The organism is Mycolicibacterium psychrotolerans (genome assembly GCF_010729305.1).
GTDB lineage: Bacteria > Actinomycetota > Actinomycetes > Mycobacteriales > Mycobacteriaceae > Mycobacterium > Mycobacterium psychrotolerans.
In genome coordinates this window covers 4,635,936-4,653,529 of sequence record NZ_AP022574.1, presented here as the reverse complement: position 1 = coordinate 4,653,529, position 17,594 = coordinate 4,635,936, and the positions used below count along the sequence as shown (strand labels likewise).

16 protein-coding genes and 2 tRNA genes are annotated in these 17,594 nt (G+C 69.6%); 12 read left to right on the top strand and 6 right to left on the bottom strand.

Features of this window, described 5'->3' with window-relative positions; genetic code table 11:
* The first annotated feature begins 5 nt into the window (after positions 1–5).
* Complete coding sequence (locus tag G6N45_RS22640) at positions 6–1,370, top strand: sensor histidine kinase (RefSeq protein WP_163725014.1); 1,365 nt, start codon at positions 6–8, stop codon at positions 1,368–1,370.
* Between the two features lies 1 nt (position 1,371).
* Here G6N45_RS22640 and G6N45_RS22635 read toward each other — a convergent pair whose 3' ends face one another.
* Complete coding sequence (locus G6N45_RS22635) at positions 1,372–2,493, bottom strand: PQQ-dependent sugar dehydrogenase (protein ID WP_057147564.1); 1,122 nt, start codon at positions 2,491–2,493, stop codon at positions 1,372–1,374.
* A gap of 137 nt (positions 2,494–2,630) precedes the next feature.
* Here G6N45_RS22635 and G6N45_RS22630 point away from each other — a divergent pair, with 137 nt between their 5' ends.
* The gene (locus G6N45_RS22630) at positions 2,631–3,461 is read left to right on the top strand and encodes a DoxX family protein (RefSeq protein ID WP_163725011.1); all 831 of its coding nucleotides are present in this window, start codon (positions 2,631–2,633) and stop codon (positions 3,459–3,461) included.
* 3 nt (positions 3,462–3,464) lie between these two features.
* Here the strand turns inward: G6N45_RS22630 and G6N45_RS22625 are convergent, their stop codons facing one another.
* Entirely contained in the window at positions 3,465–3,860 is a 396-nt protein-coding gene (locus tag G6N45_RS22625) for a PH domain-containing protein (protein ID WP_179965222.1), read from the bottom strand.
* 257 nt (positions 3,861–4,117) lie between these two features.
* Here G6N45_RS22625 and G6N45_RS22620 point away from each other — a divergent pair, with 257 nt between their 5' ends.
* From G6N45_RS22620 to ilvC, 3 genes are read left to right on the top strand one after another with little or no spacing between them, the layout of a single operon-like run.
* Complete coding sequence (locus tag G6N45_RS22620) at positions 4,118–5,968, top strand: acetolactate synthase large subunit (protein WP_163725006.1); 1,851 nt, start codon at positions 4,118–4,120, stop codon at positions 5,966–5,968.
* Positions 5,965–6,465: an acetolactate synthase small subunit gene (ilvN, locus tag G6N45_RS22615; RefSeq protein WP_048470118.1), complete on the top strand. Its 501-nt coding sequence runs from the start codon at positions 5,965–5,967 to the stop codon at positions 6,463–6,465. The genes G6N45_RS22620 and ilvN overlap by 4 nt, the downstream gene beginning before the upstream one ends.
* A 52-nt stretch (positions 6,466–6,517) precedes the next feature.
* Positions 6,518–7,519 (top strand): ketol-acid reductoisomerase, encoded by a 1,002-nt coding sequence (ilvC, locus tag G6N45_RS22610; RefSeq protein WP_179965392.1) that lies wholly within the window; start codon positions 6,518–6,520, stop codon positions 7,517–7,519.
* A 61-nt stretch (positions 7,520–7,580) separates the two neighbouring features.
* Here the strand turns inward: ilvC and wrbA are convergent, their stop codons facing one another.
* The gene (gene wrbA / locus G6N45_RS22605) at positions 7,581–8,180 is read right to left on the bottom strand and encodes an NAD(P)H:quinone oxidoreductase (RefSeq protein ID WP_163725001.1); all 600 of its coding nucleotides are present in this window, start codon (positions 8,178–8,180) and stop codon (positions 7,581–7,583) included.
* Positions 8,181–8,217: 37 nt separating this feature from the next.
* Positions 8,218–9,648, bottom strand: a complete 1,431-nt coding sequence (locus tag G6N45_RS22600; RefSeq protein ID WP_179965221.1) for a phytoene desaturase family protein — start codon at positions 9,646–9,648, stop codon at positions 8,218–8,220.
* A 32-nt stretch (positions 9,649–9,680) separates the two neighbouring features.
* Between G6N45_RS22600 and serA the strand changes: the two genes are divergently transcribed.
* The 3 genes from serA to G6N45_RS22585 are packed head-to-tail and all read left to right on the top strand — an operon-like array spanning position 9,681 to position 12,882.
* Positions 9,681–11,267, top strand: a complete 1,587-nt coding sequence (serA, locus tag G6N45_RS22595) for a phosphoglycerate dehydrogenase (RefSeq protein ID WP_163724996.1) — start codon at positions 9,681–9,683, stop codon at positions 11,265–11,267.
* A gap of 8 nt (positions 11,268–11,275) precedes the next feature.
* Positions 11,276–12,286, top strand: coding sequence for a 3-isopropylmalate dehydrogenase (locus tag G6N45_RS22590; RefSeq protein ID WP_163728899.1), 1,011 nt, complete (start codon positions 11,276–11,278; stop codon positions 12,284–12,286).
* A 2-nt stretch (positions 12,287–12,288) separates the two neighbouring features.
* Positions 12,289–12,882 carry a hypothetical protein gene (locus G6N45_RS22585; RefSeq protein WP_163728896.1) on the top strand — a complete coding sequence of 198 codons (594 nt, stop codon included), beginning with the start codon at positions 12,289–12,291 and terminating at the stop codon, positions 12,880–12,882.
* Here G6N45_RS22585 and G6N45_RS22580 read toward each other — a convergent pair.
* Positions 12,870–14,045, bottom strand: coding sequence for an MFS transporter (locus G6N45_RS22580; RefSeq protein WP_163728893.1), 1,176 nt, complete (start codon positions 14,043–14,045; stop codon positions 12,870–12,872). The genes G6N45_RS22585 and G6N45_RS22580 overlap by 13 nt on opposite strands.
* Before the next feature lie 156 nt (positions 14,046–14,201).
* On the opposite strand from G6N45_RS22580, the gene G6N45_RS22575 reads away from it, so the two are divergent.
* The 4 genes from G6N45_RS22575 (at position 14,202) to G6N45_RS22560 (ending at position 16,816) form a co-directional block, all read left to right on the top strand.
* Positions 14,202–14,990 carry a fumarylacetoacetate hydrolase family protein gene (locus G6N45_RS22575; protein ID WP_163724992.1) on the top strand — a complete coding sequence of 263 codons (789 nt, stop codon included), beginning with the start codon at positions 14,202–14,204 and terminating at the stop codon, positions 14,988–14,990.
* Positions 14,987–16,465, top strand: coding sequence for a glutamate--tRNA ligase (gene gltX, locus G6N45_RS22570; RefSeq protein ID WP_170312416.1), 1,479 nt, complete (start codon positions 14,987–14,989; stop codon positions 16,463–16,465). The genes G6N45_RS22575 and gltX overlap by 4 nt, the downstream gene beginning before the upstream one ends.
* A 140-nt stretch (positions 16,466–16,605) precedes the next feature.
* A tRNA-Gln gene (locus G6N45_RS22565) sits at positions 16,606–16,680 on the top strand.
* Positions 16,681–16,740: 60 nt separating this feature from the next.
* Positions 16,741–16,816 (top strand) — tRNA-Glu (locus tag G6N45_RS22560).
* 38 nt (positions 16,817–16,854) lie between these two features.
* Here G6N45_RS22560 and G6N45_RS22555 read toward each other — a convergent pair.
* On the bottom strand, positions 16,855–17,556 hold the full coding sequence (locus G6N45_RS22555) for an IclR family transcriptional regulator (RefSeq protein WP_057147551.1): 702 nt from the start codon (positions 17,554–17,556) through the stop codon (positions 16,855–16,857).
* Between the last annotated feature and the right edge of the window lie 38 nt (positions 17,557–17,594).

Here is a 17,594-nt window from a genome sequence, read left to right as displayed (position 1 = left end):
CGTTCATGAAGCACGCCCAGGACCTCGTTCTGCGCCTGCTGTCGCACCCGCTGCGGCTGTTGTCGCTGCGCTCGATCGTGATCCTGGCTCAGGTCGGCGTCATCATCCTTGTGCTGACACTCGGGGTCTGGGTGTGGGTGGGCGTCACCAACGACCAGTACGACCAACTCGACCGCCGGCTCGACTCGTTGTCGAGCCTGGGTGACGTGAACACCCTGCTGCGCAGCGCTCAGGAAGGGGTCGGCCCCGAACCCGCCGAAGGCGGATTGGTGCGCACCGCGCGTATCGGCGCCGCCGCGGTGTCCATCCCCGGCGACGTCGTGCTGCCCGAACTGCCCAACGGCTACGCCGACGCGACGATCGGCGGCGTCGAGTACCGCGTCCGGACGATCACGACGGGCAGCGCGTCGATCGCCCTCGGTGCGCCGCTGGCCGACACCCAGGCCCGCATCGACTCCCTGCACTGGCGGGTGTTCTGGATCTGCGCCGGGGTGATTCTCACCACGCTGCTCGTCGGCTGGGTGATCGCGCTGATCATGGTCAACCCGTTCCGGCTGCTGGCCCAGCAGGCCCGCGCCATCAACGCCCAGTCCAATCCCGACGAGGTGCAGGTGCGCGGTGTCTGGGAGGCCGTGGAGATCTCCGAGGCGGTCGAGGGCATGCTCGCCCGCATCGGCGACGAGCAGCAGCGCACCCGGGCGGCGCTCGAATCGGCGCGGGACTTCGCCGCCGTCGCCTCCCACGAGCTGCGGACGCCGTTGACCGCGATGCGCACCAACCTCGAGGTGCTGATGACGCTGGATCTGGGCCCCGAGCAGCGCGCCGAGGTCATCGGCGACGTGATGCGCACCCAGTCCCGGATCGAGGCGACCCTGGCCGCGCTCGAGCGGCTGGCGCAGGGCGAGCTGACCACGGTGGCCGATTTCGTGCCGCTCGATGTCGCCGAGCTGCTCGACCGCGCCGCCCACGACGCGATGCACAACTATCCCGGCCTGGAGGTGTCGCTGGCGTCGTCGACGACGGTGCTGATGCTCGGGATGCCTGCGGGCCTGCGGTTGGTCATCGACAACGCGATCGCCAACGCGGTCAAGCACGGCGGTGCGACGCGGGTGCAGCTCAGCGTGATCAGCTCGGCCGACGGGGTGGAGATCGCCGTCGACGACAACGGGTCCGGTGTGCCGGCCGAGGAGCGCGCCGAGGTGTTCCAGCGTTTCCACCGCGGCTCCACCGCATCCAGGTCGGGGTCTGGTCTGGGTCTGGCACTGGTCGCTCAGCAGGCCGAAATCCACGGTGGCACAGCAGCTTTGGAGGTCAGTCCGCTGGGTGGCACCCGCCTGATCCTGCGCCTGCCCGGCTCGGGGCCGCGCTAGATCAGGTCTTCTCGTCGTTGGCCCGCGGGAAGCCGCCGCCCTGGGGGAACAGGGGGAACACGACGTCGTCGAGCTTCTCGGCGTCCCCGGAGGTCTTGTTCACCGTCGCGCCCCAGATGTTGCCGTCGGGAGCGACCTGCAACGCCCAGGCGTGGCCGTGCTGGTCCTGACGGACCACCTCCGGCTCCCCGGTGACCGCGCCGGTGTCGGGCGCCATGCGCACCGCGACGGTCTGCTTGGTGTTGACGAGGTTGACCAGCACCGTGCCGTCGAGCGCCGCGCAGCCCGCCACCCCCGGCCGGTCGGGCCACGTCCACACCGTCGACACCTTGGAGTCCTTGGCGATGCGCTGCAACCGGTCGGCGGTCGGCGTCCGGTCGGTGACGTAGAGCGACTCGTCGGACGGATCGATGCACATGCCGCCACCCGGACCGAGGCCCGACAGTGCGGTCGTCGTCGGTGCCTGGTTGACCGTCGTCGGCTGCTCGATGCGCAGCAGCTTGCCCGCCAACGACCCCGGATCGGCGGCCAGGGCCGGATCGCCCGCGTCGCCGGTCTGGACCATCAGCGTGGTCGGACTGGTGAAGACCAGCGCGCCGGTGTTGCCGGTGGCGCCCTTGGGGATGCCGGTCAGGATCGGCTTGGGGATGTCGCCGTCGGCGATCCTGATCACCCGGTTGTCGGACGGGGTGCTGACGTAGGCGTACATCAGCCGGTCCTGCGCGTAGGTCGGGGACTGCACGATGTCCATCAGACCGCCGTCGCCGCTGCCGTCGACCGGAAGCGTCATCTTGACGAACGGTTCGGCCTTGGTGGCGACCTGCTTGACCGCGCCGGTGACCCGCTCGGCCACCAGCGCGGACTGGCTGTCGGGCAGCATGATCAGTCCGCTGGTGCTGTCCAGGCAGCCCTGCATGACCCCGGGCGCGGGGCACTGCTTGGGGAACGGCTGGGCAGGCAGCGGAGGCGGGGGAGGCGGCGTGGAGGTCGGCCCCGGCGCCATCTGCGGCTCGGTCGTGAACGGCTGCGACTGCGCCGAATCGAACCGTGCGCAGCCGGCGCTGACGAGCACCGCCGCGCACAGCAGGACCGCGGCTGCCCGCAACGACCGGCGCTGACTCATGCGAGCCAGATTACGGATCGTTTCGGAGTGCTCGCCACGCGTCCCGGCGCCGACCTGCCCCGCAGCGGTAAAACACATGGTCGGGCGCGCCGCGCCAATTCCGGGCGACGGCCGCAGGTGCACTTACCCTGGCAGTCGTGACGAGTCCCCATGATCCACGCCCCTGGCAGCGGCCCGACGAATCGGCCGGCCGGCCCGCGTCGGCGCGGCTGGTGGACCCCGAGGACGATCTGCCCTCGGCGCAGTACGGCGGCGACTTCGAGACGACGGCGATCCCGCGCTACGACTCGGCCAAGCCCGCCGACCAGCAGCCGTTCGCCCTGCTGAACGACGCCGAACCGCTGCCCTACGTGCAGCCCGGCAACGGTCTGGCGCCCGGCTCGTACGGGTCGACCGCGGCACCCACCGAGGTCGGCGTGCTCGACGAGCACCGGGAGCGGGACCGCAGGGGCACCCAGGACCTCGGCCTGCTGGTGCTCCGCGTCGCCGTGGGTCTGCTGCTGGTCGCGCACGGCCTGCAGAAGATGTTCGGGATCTGGGGCGGGTCGGGGCTCGGCGGATTCCGCGACTACCTGGCCGGCGTCGGCTTCCAGTACGCCGACATCCTCAGCTACGTGGCCGCCGGCGGTCAGATCGTGGCCGGGGTGCTGCTCGTGCTGGGGCTGTTCACCCCGGTTGCGGCGGCCGGCGCGCTGGCCTATCTGATCAACGCCGTCCTGGCCGAGGCCATCGACGCGCACAACGAGGCACGGCTGTCGGCCTTCCTGACCGACGGCCACGAGTACGAGGCGATCCTGCTCGCCGTCGTCGCAGCGATCATCCTGATCGGTCCCGGGCGCTACGGCCTGGACGCCGGCCGCGGGTGGGCGCGTCGCCCCTTCCTCGGCTCCTTCGCCGCGCTGATCCTCGGCGTCGGGGCGGGCGTGGCGATCTGGGTGCTGCTCAACGGGGCCAATCCGCTGGCCTGAGCGTCATTCGTACGGATTGGGCACGCGGCCGCCGCTGGCGGCCGTCAGCACCGGAAGCGTCGCGAAGGTGACGGCCGGCAGCGACACCTCGGTGCCGTCGGCGCGCCGGGCCTGGGCCCACGCCTTCCGGCCGAACCGCAGCCCGGCGATGTCCTCCCAGCGCAGCGTCTGGCTGCCCAACAGGGTGCGCGCGGTGACGGTGTCGCGGTCGGCGACGGTGCGGTACCGCGCGATCGCCACCGACAGCAGCACCGGGATCACCAATAACGCGACGAACCACACCGGCCCGGCGAACACCACGGACAGCAGCGCGAGCGTCAGTAGGACGACGGCAAGGTGAGCCATGGGGGAGATCCGGATCACGACCGGGGCGGGCGACGACGTGGCGGAGGAACCCATGGCGCCATCATCCCACCCCGGCGGAGCCGGGAATTTGACCAGAGTCCGCTTCGCGGGCTACCGTCATCTGCTATGCAGACCCCGGGCTCGCTCGTAGTAATTGGGTTGCGCGTTGATGCCGCGCTAGCCCTGGTCCGGGCATAGCACCACCGCATCGACGCGCAACCCTCGTACAGCCGCCCGGCTGACGGGGGTTTTTTGTTGCCCCAGCACCGATTTGAGAAGATCTACCAGAGTCGACAGGACAAGAGGACACCGTGAGCGCACCCACCAAGCGACCACCTGAGCAGTCGGCGACCCCGGCGAACGGGGGTCAGACCGCCACCCCGGCCGCCCCGCAGCCGAAAACCGTTGCCCCGCACCAGCTCACCGGCGCGCAAGCCGTCATCCGCTCGCTCGAGGAACTCGACGTCGACGTGATCTTCGGCATCCCCGGCGGCGCGGTGCTGCCGGTCTACGACCCGCTGTTCGACTCGGTGAAGTTGCGCCATGTCCTGGTCCGGCACGAGCAGGGCGGCGGCCACGCCGCCAGCGGCTACGCGCACGCCACCGGACGCGTCGGTGTCTGCATGGCGACCTCGGGTCCGGGTGCGACCAACCTGGTGACCCCGCTGGCCGACGCATATATGGATTCGATCCCCGTGGTCGCGATCACGGGTCAGGTGGGGCGCGCGCTGATCGGCACCGACGCCTTCCAGGAAGCCGACATCTCCGGCATCACGATGCCGGTCACCAAACACAACTTCCTGGTCCGCAACGGCGATGACATCGCCCGCGTCATCGCCGAGGCGTTCCACATCGCCTCCACTGGGCGGCCCGGACCTGTTCTGGTCGACATCCCCAAGGACGTGCTGCAGGGTCAGTGCACCTTCAGTTGGCCGCCGAAGTTCGAACTGCCCGGCTACAAGCCGAACACCAAGCCGCACAACCGGCAGATCCGCGAGGCGGCCAAGCTGATCACCGCCGCACGCAAGCCGGTGCTCTACGTCGGTGGCGGCGTCATCCGCGGCGAGGCGTCCGAGCAACTGCTGGATCTCGCCGAGCTGACCGGCATCCCGGTGGTCACCACGCTGATGGCGCGGGGCGCCTTCCCCGACAGCCACCCGCAGAACCTCGGCATGCCCGGCATGCACGGCACCGTGGCCGCGGTGGCGGCGCTGCAGCGCAGCGATCTGCTGATCGCGCTCGGCACCCGGTTCGACGACCGGGTGACCGGCAAGCTGGACTCGTTCGCGCCCGACGCCAAGGTGATCCACGCCGACATCGACCCGGCCGAGATCGGCAAGAACCGGCATGCCGACGTGCCGATCGTGGGTGACGTCAAGGCCGTGATCACCGACCTGATCGATGCGCTGCGGCGTGACGGCGGGCTCGGCTCGACGGCGCTCGACACCTGGTGGGAATACCTGCGCGGAATCCAGTCGACGTATCCGCTGAGCTACGGCCCGCAGAGCGACGGCAGCCTCTCACCCGAGTACGTCATCGAGACGCTGGGCAAGATCGCCGGCTCGGACGCGATCTACGTCGCCGGTGTGGGTCAGCACCAGATGTGGGCGGCTCAGTTCATCAAATACGAGAAGCCCAAGACCTGGCTCAACTCCGGGGGGCTGGGCACGATGGGCTACGCCGTGCCCGCGGCGATGGGCGCGAAGATGGGCTGCCCCGACACCGAGGTGTGGGCCATCGACGGCGACGGCTGCTTCCAGATGACCAACCAGGAGCTCGCCACGTGTGCGATCGAAGGCGTGCCGATCAAGGTCGCGCTGATCAACAACGGCAACCTGGGGATGGTCCGGCAGTGGCAGACGCTGTTCTACGAGGAGCGGTACAGCCAGACGGATCTGGCCACCCACACCCGACGCATCCCGGACTTCGTCAAGCTGTCCGAGGCGCTGGGTTGTGTCGGATTGCGCTGTGAGCGTGCCGAAGACGTCGCCGAGGTGATCAATCAGGCGCGCGCGATCAACGACCGCCCGGTGGTCATCGAGTTCGTCGTCGGGGCCGACGCCCAGGTGTGGCCGATGGTGGCCGCAGGCACCAGCAACGACGAGATCCAGCACGCCCGCGGCATCCGTCCGCTGTTCGACAATGAAGAGGGGCACGCGTGAGCACCATCCACACCCTGTCGGTGCTCGTCGAGGACAAGCCCGGCGTCCTGGCCCGCGTGGCCTCGCTGTTCTCCCGGCGCGGCTACAACATCTGCTCGCTGGCCGTCGGCGCCACCGAGCAGAAGGACCTGTCCCGGATGACCATCGTGGTCGACGTCGAGGACTCGCCGCTGGAGCAGATCACCAAGCAGCTCAACAAGCTCGTCAACGTGATCAAGATCGTCGAGCAGGACGACGACAACGCCGTGTCGCGCGAGATCGCGTTGATCAAGGTGCGTGCCGACGCGACGACCCGCGGTCAGGTCATCGAGGCCGTGAACCTGTTCCGCGCCAAGGTCGTCGACGTGTCGAACGAGTCGCTGACCGTCGAGGCCACCGGAACTCCCGGCAAGCTCGAGGCGCTGCTGCGCGTCCTGGAGCCCTACGGGATCCGCGAGATCGTCCAGTCCGGTGTGGTGTCGCTGTCGCGTGGCCCCCGCGGAATCGGCACCAAGTAAAACCGTCACAAAGCACTGAGTAGAAAGAAGATTCGAGACAATGGCAGTTGAGATGTTCTATGACGACGACGCGGACCTGTCGATCATCCAGGGCCGCAAGGTCGCCGTCATCGGCTACGGCAGCCAGGGGCACGCGCACTCGTTGAGTCTGCGCGACTCCGGCGTCCAGGTGAAGGTGGGCCTGAAGGAGGGCTCCAAGTCCCGCGAGAAGGTCACCGAGCAGGGCCTCGAGGTGGACACCCCCGCCGAGGTCGCCAAGTGGGCCGACGTGATCATGCTGCTGGCGCCCGACACCGCGCAGGCCGAGATCTTCACGAGCGACATCGAGCCGAATCTCGAGGACGGCAACGCGCTGTTCTTCGGGCACGGCCTCAACATCCATTTCGGTCTGATCAAGCCGCCGGCCAACGTCACCATCGGCATGGTGGCGCCCAAGGGCCCGGGGCACCTGGTGCGCCGGCAGTTCGTCGACGGAAAGGGCGTGCCCTGCCTGGTCGCGGTCGAGCAGGATCCCAAGGGCGAGGGCCTGGCGCTCGCACTGTCCTACGCCAAGGCGATCGGCGGTGCCCGGGCCGGTGTCATCAAGACCACGTTCAAGGACGAGACCGAGACCGACCTGTTCGGTGAGCAGGCCGTGTTGTGCGGTGGCACCGAGGAACTCGTCAAGACCGGCTTCGAGGTGATGGTGGAGGCCGGGTACGCCCCGGAGCTGGCCTACTTCGAGGTGCTGCACGAGCTCAAGCTCATCGTCGACCTGATGTACGAGGGCGGCATCGCCCGGATGAACTACTCGGTGTCCGACACCGCGGAGTTCGGTGGCTACCTGTCCGGGCCGCGAGTGATCGACGCCGACACGAAGAAGCGGATGAAGGACATCCTGGCCGACATCCAGGACGGCACGTTCGTCAAGCGGCTCGTGGCCAACGTGGAGGGCGGCAACAAGGAGCTCGAGCAGCTGCGCAAGGAGAACGCCGAGCACCCGATCGAGGTCACCGGCAAGAAGCTGCGCGACCTGATGAGCTGGGTGGATCGGCCGATCACCGAAACCGCCTGACTCTTCCGTGATTTCGGCGTGGTTGTCGTCGCTGAGTGACGACAACCACGCCGAAATCGCTTCAGGAGCCGAGGCGGGCGGCGACGCTGACGACGCGGCGGGCCAGGTGGTCGAGCGCGTCCAGCGTCGCCTCCTCGAGCTCGTTGCGGTTCTCCGGGCCGGTGACATGCCCGACGCCGTACGGGTTGCCGTCGGCGAACTTCACCGCGTCGGTGTAGCCGGGCGGCACGATGATGCCGCCGAAGTGCATCAGCGTGATGTACAGCGTGATCAGCGTGGTCTCCTGCCCGCCGTGGGCGGTCTGCGACGACGTGAACGCCGCATACACCTTGTCGGCGAGCTGACCCTTGGCCCACAGCCCGCCCAGTGAATCGATGAACGCGCGGAACTGCGACGCCGTGTTGCCGAACCGGGTGGGCGAGCCGAAGATCACCGCGTCGGCCCACACGATGTCGTCCCCGGTGGCGGCCGGAAGATCCTTGGTGGCTTCGTAATTGGCCGACCACGCCGGATTGCCCGCGAACGACTCGGGGTCGCGGGTCTCGGCGATGTGGCGCAACCGCACGTCGGCGCCCGCCGACTCCGCGGTGGCGGCGACGCGGTTCGCCATCGACGTGCCGTGTCCGGTGGCCGAGTAGTAGATCACTGCCAAATTCGTCATACCGGGCAGCCTACGGACCCGCGCGGTCGATGAAAGGTCAGGGCGAAAGCCGCGGCATGGTGGTGATGCCGAATTCGCGCCGCAGCACCGTGCGGGCCGCGTAGTACCCCGACATGCCATGCACACCGGTGCCCGGTGGCGTGGCCGACGAACACAGGTACGCCTTGGGGATTGGCGTGGACCACGGGTTCAGGCGCAGCGTCGGTCCGATCATGGCGGCGAACAGCGTGGCCCCTCCGACGATGATGTCGCCGCCCACGTAGTTCGCGTTGTGGTCGGCCATCCTGGCGGCGGGCACGCACCGGGCGGCCAGTACCAGATCCCGGAATCCCGGCGCGGCGCGTTCGAACTGGGCGGTCACGGTCTCGGTGAGGTCTGCCGGTGAGTTGGCCGGGACGTGGGCGTAGGTCCACAGCGGCCGGCGGCCCTGCTCGTCGATGCGCGAGGGGTCGGCCAGGTGCGGCAGCGCGGCCAACGTCATCGGCCACTCTGCGTGCCGGCCGACGGCGATCTCGCGTTCGGCGAGCGCCATCTGGGTCCGCGTTCCGCCCATGTGCACCGTCGGCGCCTGCGCGACCCGCGGATCGCGCCACGGGATGTCACCGGAGAGGACGAAGTCGACCTTGCACACCCCGGGGCCGAACCTGTAGCGCCGCAACGCCTGTGCGTACCGGGACGGCACCCGGTCGCCGTAGATGTCGAGCAGCGCGGTCGGCGCGGTGTCCCAGATGACCACCCCGTCGGGCGGGGCGGTCACGGGTTCGCCGAGCACGAGTTCGCCGCCGTGGGCCCGCACGTCGGCGATCAGGGCGTCGGCGATCGTCTGGGTTCCGCCCACCGGCACCGGCCAGCCGGCGGTGTGGGCCACGGTGCCGAGCATCAGGCCGGCGCCGCTGTTGACGGGGGAGGGCATGCGCGAAATGGCATGCACGCCAACACCGGTGAACAGAGCCCGGGCGTCGTCGCCGCGCAGCAGGCCCCACGCGGGGCTGCCCATCGCCAGTACCCGCAGACCGGCGCGGACCGTGGTGACGAGATCGGGGGGAAGCGAGCGCTTGTCCCCCAGGAAGAATCCGAGCACCCCGTCGACGTGCTCGGTGAGCGGATTGAACAGCCGCCGCCAGGACGCGCCGTCGTCGAGTTCGTCGCACGTGCGGTCCAGCGAGCGGTAGGCCACCGCCGCGGCCCGGTCCGGCAGCGGATTGGCGTACGACACCTCCGGTGCCACCAGCTCGACACCGCGGGCTGCGAGGTCGAACTCGGCGAAGAACGGTGAGGCCACCCCCAGTGGGTGGACCGCGGAGCAGACGTCGTGCAGGACGCCGGGATAGTCCGGGTCGGGCCGGCTGCGCGCCCCGCCGCCGAACGTCGGCTGGGCCTCGATGACCCGCACCGACAGCCCCGCGCGCGCACAGATCACGGCGGCTGCCAGGCCGTTGGGCCCGCTTCCGACGACGGTGACGTCCACCCCGCCATTACAGCCCATTAGGCTGAGCCCTCGTGAGTCTGCCCGTGGTACTGATCGCCGACAAGCTGGCCCCATCGACTGTCGAGGCCTTGGGGGACCAGATCGAGGTTCGCTGGGTCGACGGCCCCGACCGGGAGAAGCTCCTGGCCGCCGTCGCCGACGCCGACGCACTGCTGGTGCGGTCGGCCACCACCGTCGACGCCGAGGTGTTAGCCGCGGCGCCGAAGCTCAAGATCGTCGCCCGCGCGGGTGTCGGCCTGGACAACGTGGACGTCGACGCCGCCACCGCCCGCGGCGTGCTGGTCGTCAACGCGCCGACGTCGAACATCCACAGCGCCGCCGAGCACGCGCTGGCGCTGCTGCTGTCCGCGGCACGCCAGATCCCGGCCGCCGACGCAACGCTGCGCGCGCACACCTGGAAGCGGTCGTCGTTCTCCGGCACCGAGATCTTCGGCAAGACCGTCGGCGTGGTCGGCCTCGGGCGCATCGGCCAGCTGGTGGCCCAGCGCCTGGCCGCGTTCGGCGCGCATGTCACCGCCTACGACCCGTACGTCTCGCATGCCCGCGCCGCCCAGCTGGGTATCGAGTTGCTGGCCCTGGACGAACTGCTCTCTCGCGCCGACTTCATCTCGGTGCACCTGCCCAAGACCAAGGAGACCGCCGGCCTGATCGGCAAGGACGCCCTGGCCAAGACCAAGCCCGGCGTGATCATCGTCAACGCGGCCCGCGGCGGGCTGATCGACGAGCAGGCCCTCGCCGATGCGATCACCGGTGGCCACGTCCGTGCCGCCGGCCTGGACGTCTTCGCCACCGAGCCGTGCACCGACAGTCCGCTGTTCGAGCTGCCCGAGGTGGTGGTGACCCCGCACCTGGGTGCATCGACCGCCGAGGCGCAGGACCGGGCGGGCACCGACGTGGCCGCCAGCGTGCGCCTCGCGCTCGCCGGTGAGTTCGTGCCCGACGCCGTCAACGTCGGCGGCGGCGTGGTCGGCGAAGAGGTCGCACCCTGGCTGGACCTGGTGCGCAAGCTCGGGTTGCTCGCGGGGGCCCTGTCGCCCGAACTGCCGACCAACCTGTGCGTGCAGGTGCGCGGGGAGCTGGCCTCCGAAGAGGTCGAGGTGCTGCGGCTCTCGGCGCTGCGTGGCCTGTTCTCGGCGGTGATCGAGGACCCCGTGACCTTCGTCAACGCACCGGCGCTGGCCGCCGAGCGCGGCGTGGAGGCTTCGATCGACACCGAGACCGAGAGCCCCAACCACCGCAGTGTGGTCGACGTCCGCGCCGTCTCCGCCGACGGTTCGACGGTCAATGTGGCCGGCACGCTGACTGGACCCCAGCTGGTGGAGAAGATCGTCCAGATCAACGGGCGCAACCTGGAACTGCGCGCCGAAGGGGTCAACCTGATCATCAACTACGACGACCGGCCCGGTGCGCTGGGCAAGATCGGCACGCTGCTCGGCGGCGCGGCGGTCAACATCCTGGCCGCCCAGCTCAGTCAGGACGCCGAAGGGGGCGGTGCGACGATCATGCTCCGTCTGGATCGGCAGGTACCCGAGGATGTGCTGGCCGCGATCGGCCGCGACGTCGACGCGACGACACTGAAACTGGTGGATCTGTCATGACGTCCCCGGTGAAGCTCGCGGTGATCGGCGGCGACGGTATCGGCCCCGAGGTCATCGGGCAGGCCCTGACGGTCCTCGATGCCGTGTTCCCCGGCGTCGAGAAGACCGAGTACGCACTCGGTGCACGGCAGTACCACAAGACCGGGGAGGTCCTGCCCGACTCGGTGCTCGAGGAGCTCAAGGGGCACGACGCGATCCTGCTCGGTGCGATCGGCGATCCGTCGGTGCCCAGCGGTGTGCTCGAGCGCGGCCTGCTGCTGCGCATCCGGTTCGAGCTGGACCACCACATCAACCTGCGGCCCGGCCGGCTCTACCCGGGCGTGCGCAGTCCGCTGGCCGGTGACCCCGAGATCGACTTCGTCGTCGTGCGGGAGGGCACCGAGGGTCCTTACACCGGCACCGGCGGTGCGATCCGCGTCGACACCCCGCATGAGATCGCCACCGAGGTCAGCGTCAACACCGCCTACGGCGTGCGCCGCGTGGTGCACGACGCGTTCCACCGCGCCCAGGCCCGCCGCAAGCATCTGACGCTGGTGCACAAGAACAACGTGCTGACCTACGCCGGGTCGCTGTGGTGGCGCACCGTGCAGAGCGTGGCCACCGAGTATCCCGACGTCGAGGTGGCCTACCAGCATGTCGACGCGGCGACGATCCACCTGGTCACCGACCCGGGTCGGTTCGACGTGATCGTGACCGACAATCTGTTCGGCGACATCATCACCGACCTGGCTGCCGCGGTGTGCGGCGGCATCGGGTTGGCGGCCAGCGGCAACATCGACGCCACGCTGACCAATCCGTCGATGTTCGAACCCGTGCACGGCAGCGCCCCCGACATCGCCGGGCAGGGTATCGCCGACCCGACGGCGGCCATCATGAGTGTGTCGCTACTGCTGGCCCACCTCGGCGAACTCGACGCGGCCGCCCGCGTCGACGCGGCGGTGGCCGAGCACCTCGCCACGCGCGGTGACGAGGTGCTCACCACCGCCCAGGTCGGCGAGCGCATCCTCGGGAAGCTGTAGCCATAACCGGATTCGCGACGCTGACGCGCCAGTGTTGGCTGTTCGCGATCGGCTCGTCGTTCTTCGCGCTCGCCACCGCCCCCGGCTTCCCCGCGTGGGCCGGTGCCGGCGCGGCCGATGCGCTCTGCTTCGCCGGGTCGTGGTTCTTCACCACCGCGGCCTGGATGCAACTGCGGCTGGCCGACCCGGCGGCGCGCGCCGAATGGTCTTCGGCGGCAGTGCAATTCGCCGGAACGCTGCTGTTCAACCTCAGCACCGGGGCCGCGGTGTGGGCCCACGCCGTCGCCGCGCAGCGCCGCTACGTGTGGGTTCCCGACGCCACCGGATCGACGGCGTTCCTGCTCAGCGGGATTCTGGGCATGGTCGCTGTCGCCGCCGCGGCGGGTCTGATCGACCTGCGCTCGCGCGACTGGCTGGCCGGCGCGGTGAACCTGCTGGGTTGCGTGGCGTTCGCCGTGTCCGCGGCGGCGGCGTTCGTGCGCAAGACCGGGGTCACCGAGGACGAGTGGCTGGCCAATGTCGGCACGTTCATCGGTGCGCTCTGCTTCCTGGTGGCCGCGCTGCTGCTGTTGCCGCGTGCCGCTCAGCCGCGCTGAGGTCGAGTCGTTCCCGGCACCGCCGGAATCGCCAGCAGCGGGAACAGCGCGCACACCGCGAAGGCCGCCGGGTAACCCGCAACCCCGATCAGCGCGCCGAACAGCGGGGGAGTGACGCCGGCGGTCAGCAGCTGAGTGGTGTTCTGGGTGGCCAGGGCCCGGCCACTCCAGAACGGTCCGGCGATCTCGGCGATCGCCGTGAAGGCCAGACCGTTGTCAGAGACCGTCACCACCGACGCCACCATCATCAGCGCGATGCTCACCGGGGAGTCCAGCCAGTCGGTCAGCGCCAGCAGCGCCATCGCCACGGCTGCGGCCACGGCGATGCTGCGGACGGGCCGCATGCGCGAGCTCAGCACGTCACCGGAGCGCTTGAGCATCGCATCCGACCACCGTCCCGCTCCGATCCGGCCACCCGCGCCCAGGATCTGGGCGACGGTGACCAGCGCACCTGCCGAGCCGGCGGACCACCCTCGGTCGGTGATCAGCCACGCGAGGGTGAACGTCCACACCATCGCCTGGGGTGCCACGAGCAGCAGGGACGTCAGGTGGATGCGCACCAGCAGCGACGATGCGCGGTAGGGGTTGGCCAGGTCGGCGTCGGCGGCCTCGGCCCGGGCGGGTCGCGGCGGGTCGAGCACCGCCACGGCGCACACCACCGCCGAGAGCGCGCAGACGATCGCCGGGAAGATCAATGCGCTCGACACCCCGCCGCTCTCGGCCAGCCGCGGGATCACCAGCGCGCCGAGGCCGACGCCCAGCGGCTGGGCCGTCTGGCGGATGCCCATCACCAGGCCCCGCTTCTCGGCGTCGAACCACCCCACGACGAGGCGGCCGCTCGCGGTGTTGCTGCTGGCCGCCGCCATCCCGCCGAGGAAGAGGAAGACCCCCACCGCGACGAGCGAGTCCGCCGCTGCGGCGCCGAACGCCGCGGCCGCGGTCAAGGCCGACCCCAGCGTCAGCACCACCCGCTCGCCGACCCGGTCGACCACGTAGCCCCACGCGATCAGCGTCACCACCATGCCGAGGCTGGGCAGCGCCGACATCAGGCCCGCCTGCGCCAGGTCCAGCCCGCGCTCGCGGTGCAGCGTGGGTATGAGGAACGCCACACCGTTGATGAACACGTTGGCGCACAACGTCGCGCCGAGGGCGATGACCAGCATGGACCATCGCCGCCCGGTGCCGATCGCCGAAGGATTCACCAGAGCATGATTCCACAGGCATCTCAGGATGCTGAACTACTATCCCACTTGGTGAGATGTGGCGCCGGACCCCGGCGTCGTCGCGGCGCGGTGTACCCCGGGCACTAGGCTGAGCGCATGCGTCTTGGTCGAATCGCCAGCCCCGACGGAGTCGCCTTCGTCGCCATCGAGGGACCGTCCGAGAATCCCGCCGACGCGATCGTCCGGGAGATCGCCGAGCATCCGTTCGGCTCACCGACCTTCACGGGACGGCAGTGGCCGCTGGCCGACGTCCGGTTGCTGGCCCCGATCCTGGCGAGCAAGGTCGTCTGCATGGGCAAGAACTACGCCGCGCACATCGAGGAGATGGGCGGCGGCACGTTCGAGGATCCGATCATCTTCCTCAAGCCCAACACCGCGATCATCGGTCCCAACACCGCGATCCAGCTGCCGGCCGACGCCCATCCGGTGCACTTCGAAGGCGAACTCGCCGCGGTCATCGGCAGGCCGTGCAAGGACGTGCCGGCCGCCCGCGCCGCCGAGAACATCCTCGGGTACACCATCGCCAACGACGTCTCCGCGCGCGACCAGCAGGCCAAGGACGGCCAGTGGATGCGGGCCAAGGGCCACGACACGTTCTGTCCGGTCGGGCCGTGGATCGTCACCGACGTCGACCCGGGAGAGCTGGAGATCCGCACCGAGGTCAACGGGGAGGTCAAGCAGCGCAGCCGAACGTCGTTGATGATCCACGACATCGGCGCGATCATCGAATGGATCTCCGCGGTCATGACGTTGCTCCCCGGGGACCTGATCCTGACCGGAACCCCGGAGGGCGTCGGGCCGCTCGAGCACGGCGACACGGTCAGCATCAGCATCGAAGGCATCGGAACACTCACCAATCCCGTTGTGCGCAAAGGAAAGTCGTGAACAGTCCCGATAGAGCCGTTCGAGTCAGATTCTGCCCCTCGCCGACCGGTACGCCGCATGTCGGGCTGATCCGCACCGCGCTGTTCAACTGGGCCTACGCCCGGCACACCGGCGGCACCTTCGTGTTCCGGATCGAGGACACCGATTCCGCGCGGGACAGCGAGCAGAGTTACCAGGCGCTGCTCGACGCGCTGCGGTGGCTCGGTCTCGACTGGGACGAAGGGCCGGAGGTCGGCGGACTCTATGAGCCCTACCGCCAGTCGGGTCGTCGCGAGCTCTACACCGATGTGCTCAATCGGCTGATCGACGCCGGCGACGCCTACGAGGCCTTCTCCACCGCCGAGGAGGTGGAAGCCCGTCACCTGGCCGCAGGCCGCAATCCCAAGCTCGGCTACGACAACTATGACCGCGACCTCAACGACGAGCAGCGGGCGGCGTTGCGCGCCGAAGGCCGCCAGGCCGTGGTGCGGCTGCGCATGCCCGACGCCGACATGACATGGGACGACCTGGTCAGGGGGCAGACGACGTTTCCGGCCGGCTCCATCCCGGACTTCGCGCTGACCCGCGGCAACGGAGAACCGTTGTACACGTTGGTCAATCCCGTCGACGACGCGCTGATGAGGATCACCCATGTGCTGCGCGGCGAAGATCTGCTGCCTTCCACTCCTCGCCAGCTCGCGCTCTATGCCGCTCTGGAGCGGCTGGGCATCGCCGAGGGCACGCCCCGGTTCGCGCACCTGCCGCCGGTGCTCGGCGACGGGAACAAGAAGCTGTCCAAGCGCGATCCGCAGTCCAACCTGTTCCTGCACCGCGACCGCGGTTTCATCCCCGAGGGCCTGCTCAACTACCTTGCGCTGCTGGGCTGGTCGATCGCCGACGACCGGGACGTGTTCACCATCGAGGAGATGGTCGCGGCGTTCGACGTCGTCGACGTCAACTCCAACCCGGCGCGGTTCGATCAGAAGAAGGCCGACGCGCTCAACGCCGAGCACATCCGGTTGCTCGAGCCGGCGTCGTTCACCCGCCGCCTCGCCCGGTTCTTCGCCGACCACGGCCACGACACCGGTCTGGACGACGCGCAGTTCTCCGAAGCGGCGGGTCTGGTGCAGACCCGCATCGTCGTGCTGGGCGACGCCTGGGATCTGCTCAAGTTCCTCGACGACAGCGCGTTCGGTCTCGACGAGAAGTCCGCAGGCAAGGAACTGCGGCCGGACGCGGTGCCGGTGCTCGAGGCCGCGATCGCCGCGCTGGAGGCCGTGGACGAGTGGGACCGCACCGCAGTGGAGGACGCGCTGAAACGGGCGCTGATCGACGGCCTCGAACTCAAGCCCCGCAAGGCCTTCGGCCCGGTGCGGGTGGCGGTGACCGGGTCCTCGGTGAGCCCGCCGCTGTACGAGTCGCTGGAGCTGCTGGGCCGCGAGCGCACGCTGGCCCGGCTGCGGGCGGGCCGGGATCATGCCGAGGCGGCTGGGTGACGGGAGTGGACCCGGGGGTGGAAGAAGCACCCCGAGATCTTTGGTAGTCTGCTCGTCGGCCCGTTCAACGGCCCACCGCGGCACCGTCGCGGTGAGCCGGACCGGGAAGTGGCCTGTGACCTGCGGTTACTGGCTTCCAATGGGGTATGGTGTAATTGGCAACACAGCGGTTTCTGGTACCGCCATTCTAGGTTCGAGTCCTGGTACCCCAGCCAACGATCGGATTAGGCCAGCTTTGTTCCCTGAGCTATGCTGTCCCTCCGAAACATGTTCTAGCCCCCGTCGTCTAGCGGCCTAGGACGCCGCCCTCTCACGGCGGTAGCGTGGGTTCGAATCCCATCGGGGGTACCACCGCTCCGGATCCTGTGGATCCGGAGTTTTTCGGATTCTCAGAGCCTGCGCGTCAGCGCATCGGCGGCCGCCACCAGGTCCGCGGCCCAGCGCACGCCCGGCCGCCGGCCCATCCGGTCGATCGGCCCGGAGACCGATACCGCGGCGATCACCGCGCCACGGCCGTCGCGCACCGGCGCCGACACGCTGGCCACCCCCGGTTCGCGTTCCGCCACGCTCTGCGCCCAGCCACGTCGGCGCACCTCGGCCAGGGTCCGGTCGGTGAACGCCGCGGCGGGAAGCACGCTCTGCTGCGTGGCCGCGTCTGCGTAGGCGAGCAGCACCTTGGCGCCCGATCCCGCGGTCATCGGCAGACGCGTTCCGATCGGGACCGTATCGCGAAGACCGGCAGGCGGTTCCAGCGCCGCGACGCAGATCCGTGACGTGCCGTCACGGCGGTAGAGCTGCACGCTCTCCCCGGTCAGTTCGCGCAGGCGTGGCAGGACCACGGCCCCGGCCGTCAGCAGCGGATCGCGGACATGGCTCGCCAGCTCGGCGAGCGCGGGGCCGAGGCGCCACTGCCCGTCGCCGTCGCGCGAGAGCATCCGGTGCGTCTCCAGCCCGACGGCCAGCCGGTGGGCGGTCGCGCGCGGCAGCGCGGTCCGGTCGCACAGATCGGCCAGCCCGCACGGGGACTCGGCCACCGCATGCAGCACGGCCACCGCTTTGTCCAGCACGCCGATACCGCTATCCTGTCTCACAAGGAGATACTAGCTTCCCAGATTGTGAGATGGTCAAG

Bases quoted from the DNA above. Each gene is read 5' to 3' on its own strand.
- G6N45_RS22580 (WP_163728893.1), bottom strand. From the start codon at position 14,045: ATGCTGGTCATCGCCCTCGGCGCGACGTTGTGCGCCAACGTGTTCATC.
- G6N45_RS22625 (WP_179965222.1), bottom strand. From the start codon at position 3,860: ATGGGTTCCTCCGCCACGTCGTCGCCCGCCCCGGTCGTGATCCGGATC.
- wrbA (WP_163725001.1), bottom strand. From the start codon at position 8,180: ATGACGAATTTGGCAGTGATCTACTACTCGGCCACCGGACACGGCACG.
- G6N45_RS22640 (WP_163725014.1), top strand. From the start codon at position 6: ATGAAGCACGCCCAGGACCTCGTTCTGCGCCTGCTGTCGCACCCGCTG.
- ilvC (WP_179965392.1), top strand. From the start codon at position 6,518: ATGTTCTATGACGACGACGCGGACCTGTCGATCATCCAGGGCCGCAAG.
- G6N45_RS22635 (WP_057147564.1), bottom strand. From the start codon at position 2,493: ATGAGTCAGCGCCGGTCGTTGCGGGCAGCCGCGGTCCTGCTGTGCGCG.
- G6N45_RS22575 (WP_163724992.1), top strand. From the start codon at position 14,202: ATGCGTCTTGGTCGAATCGCCAGCCCCGACGGAGTCGCCTTCGTCGCC.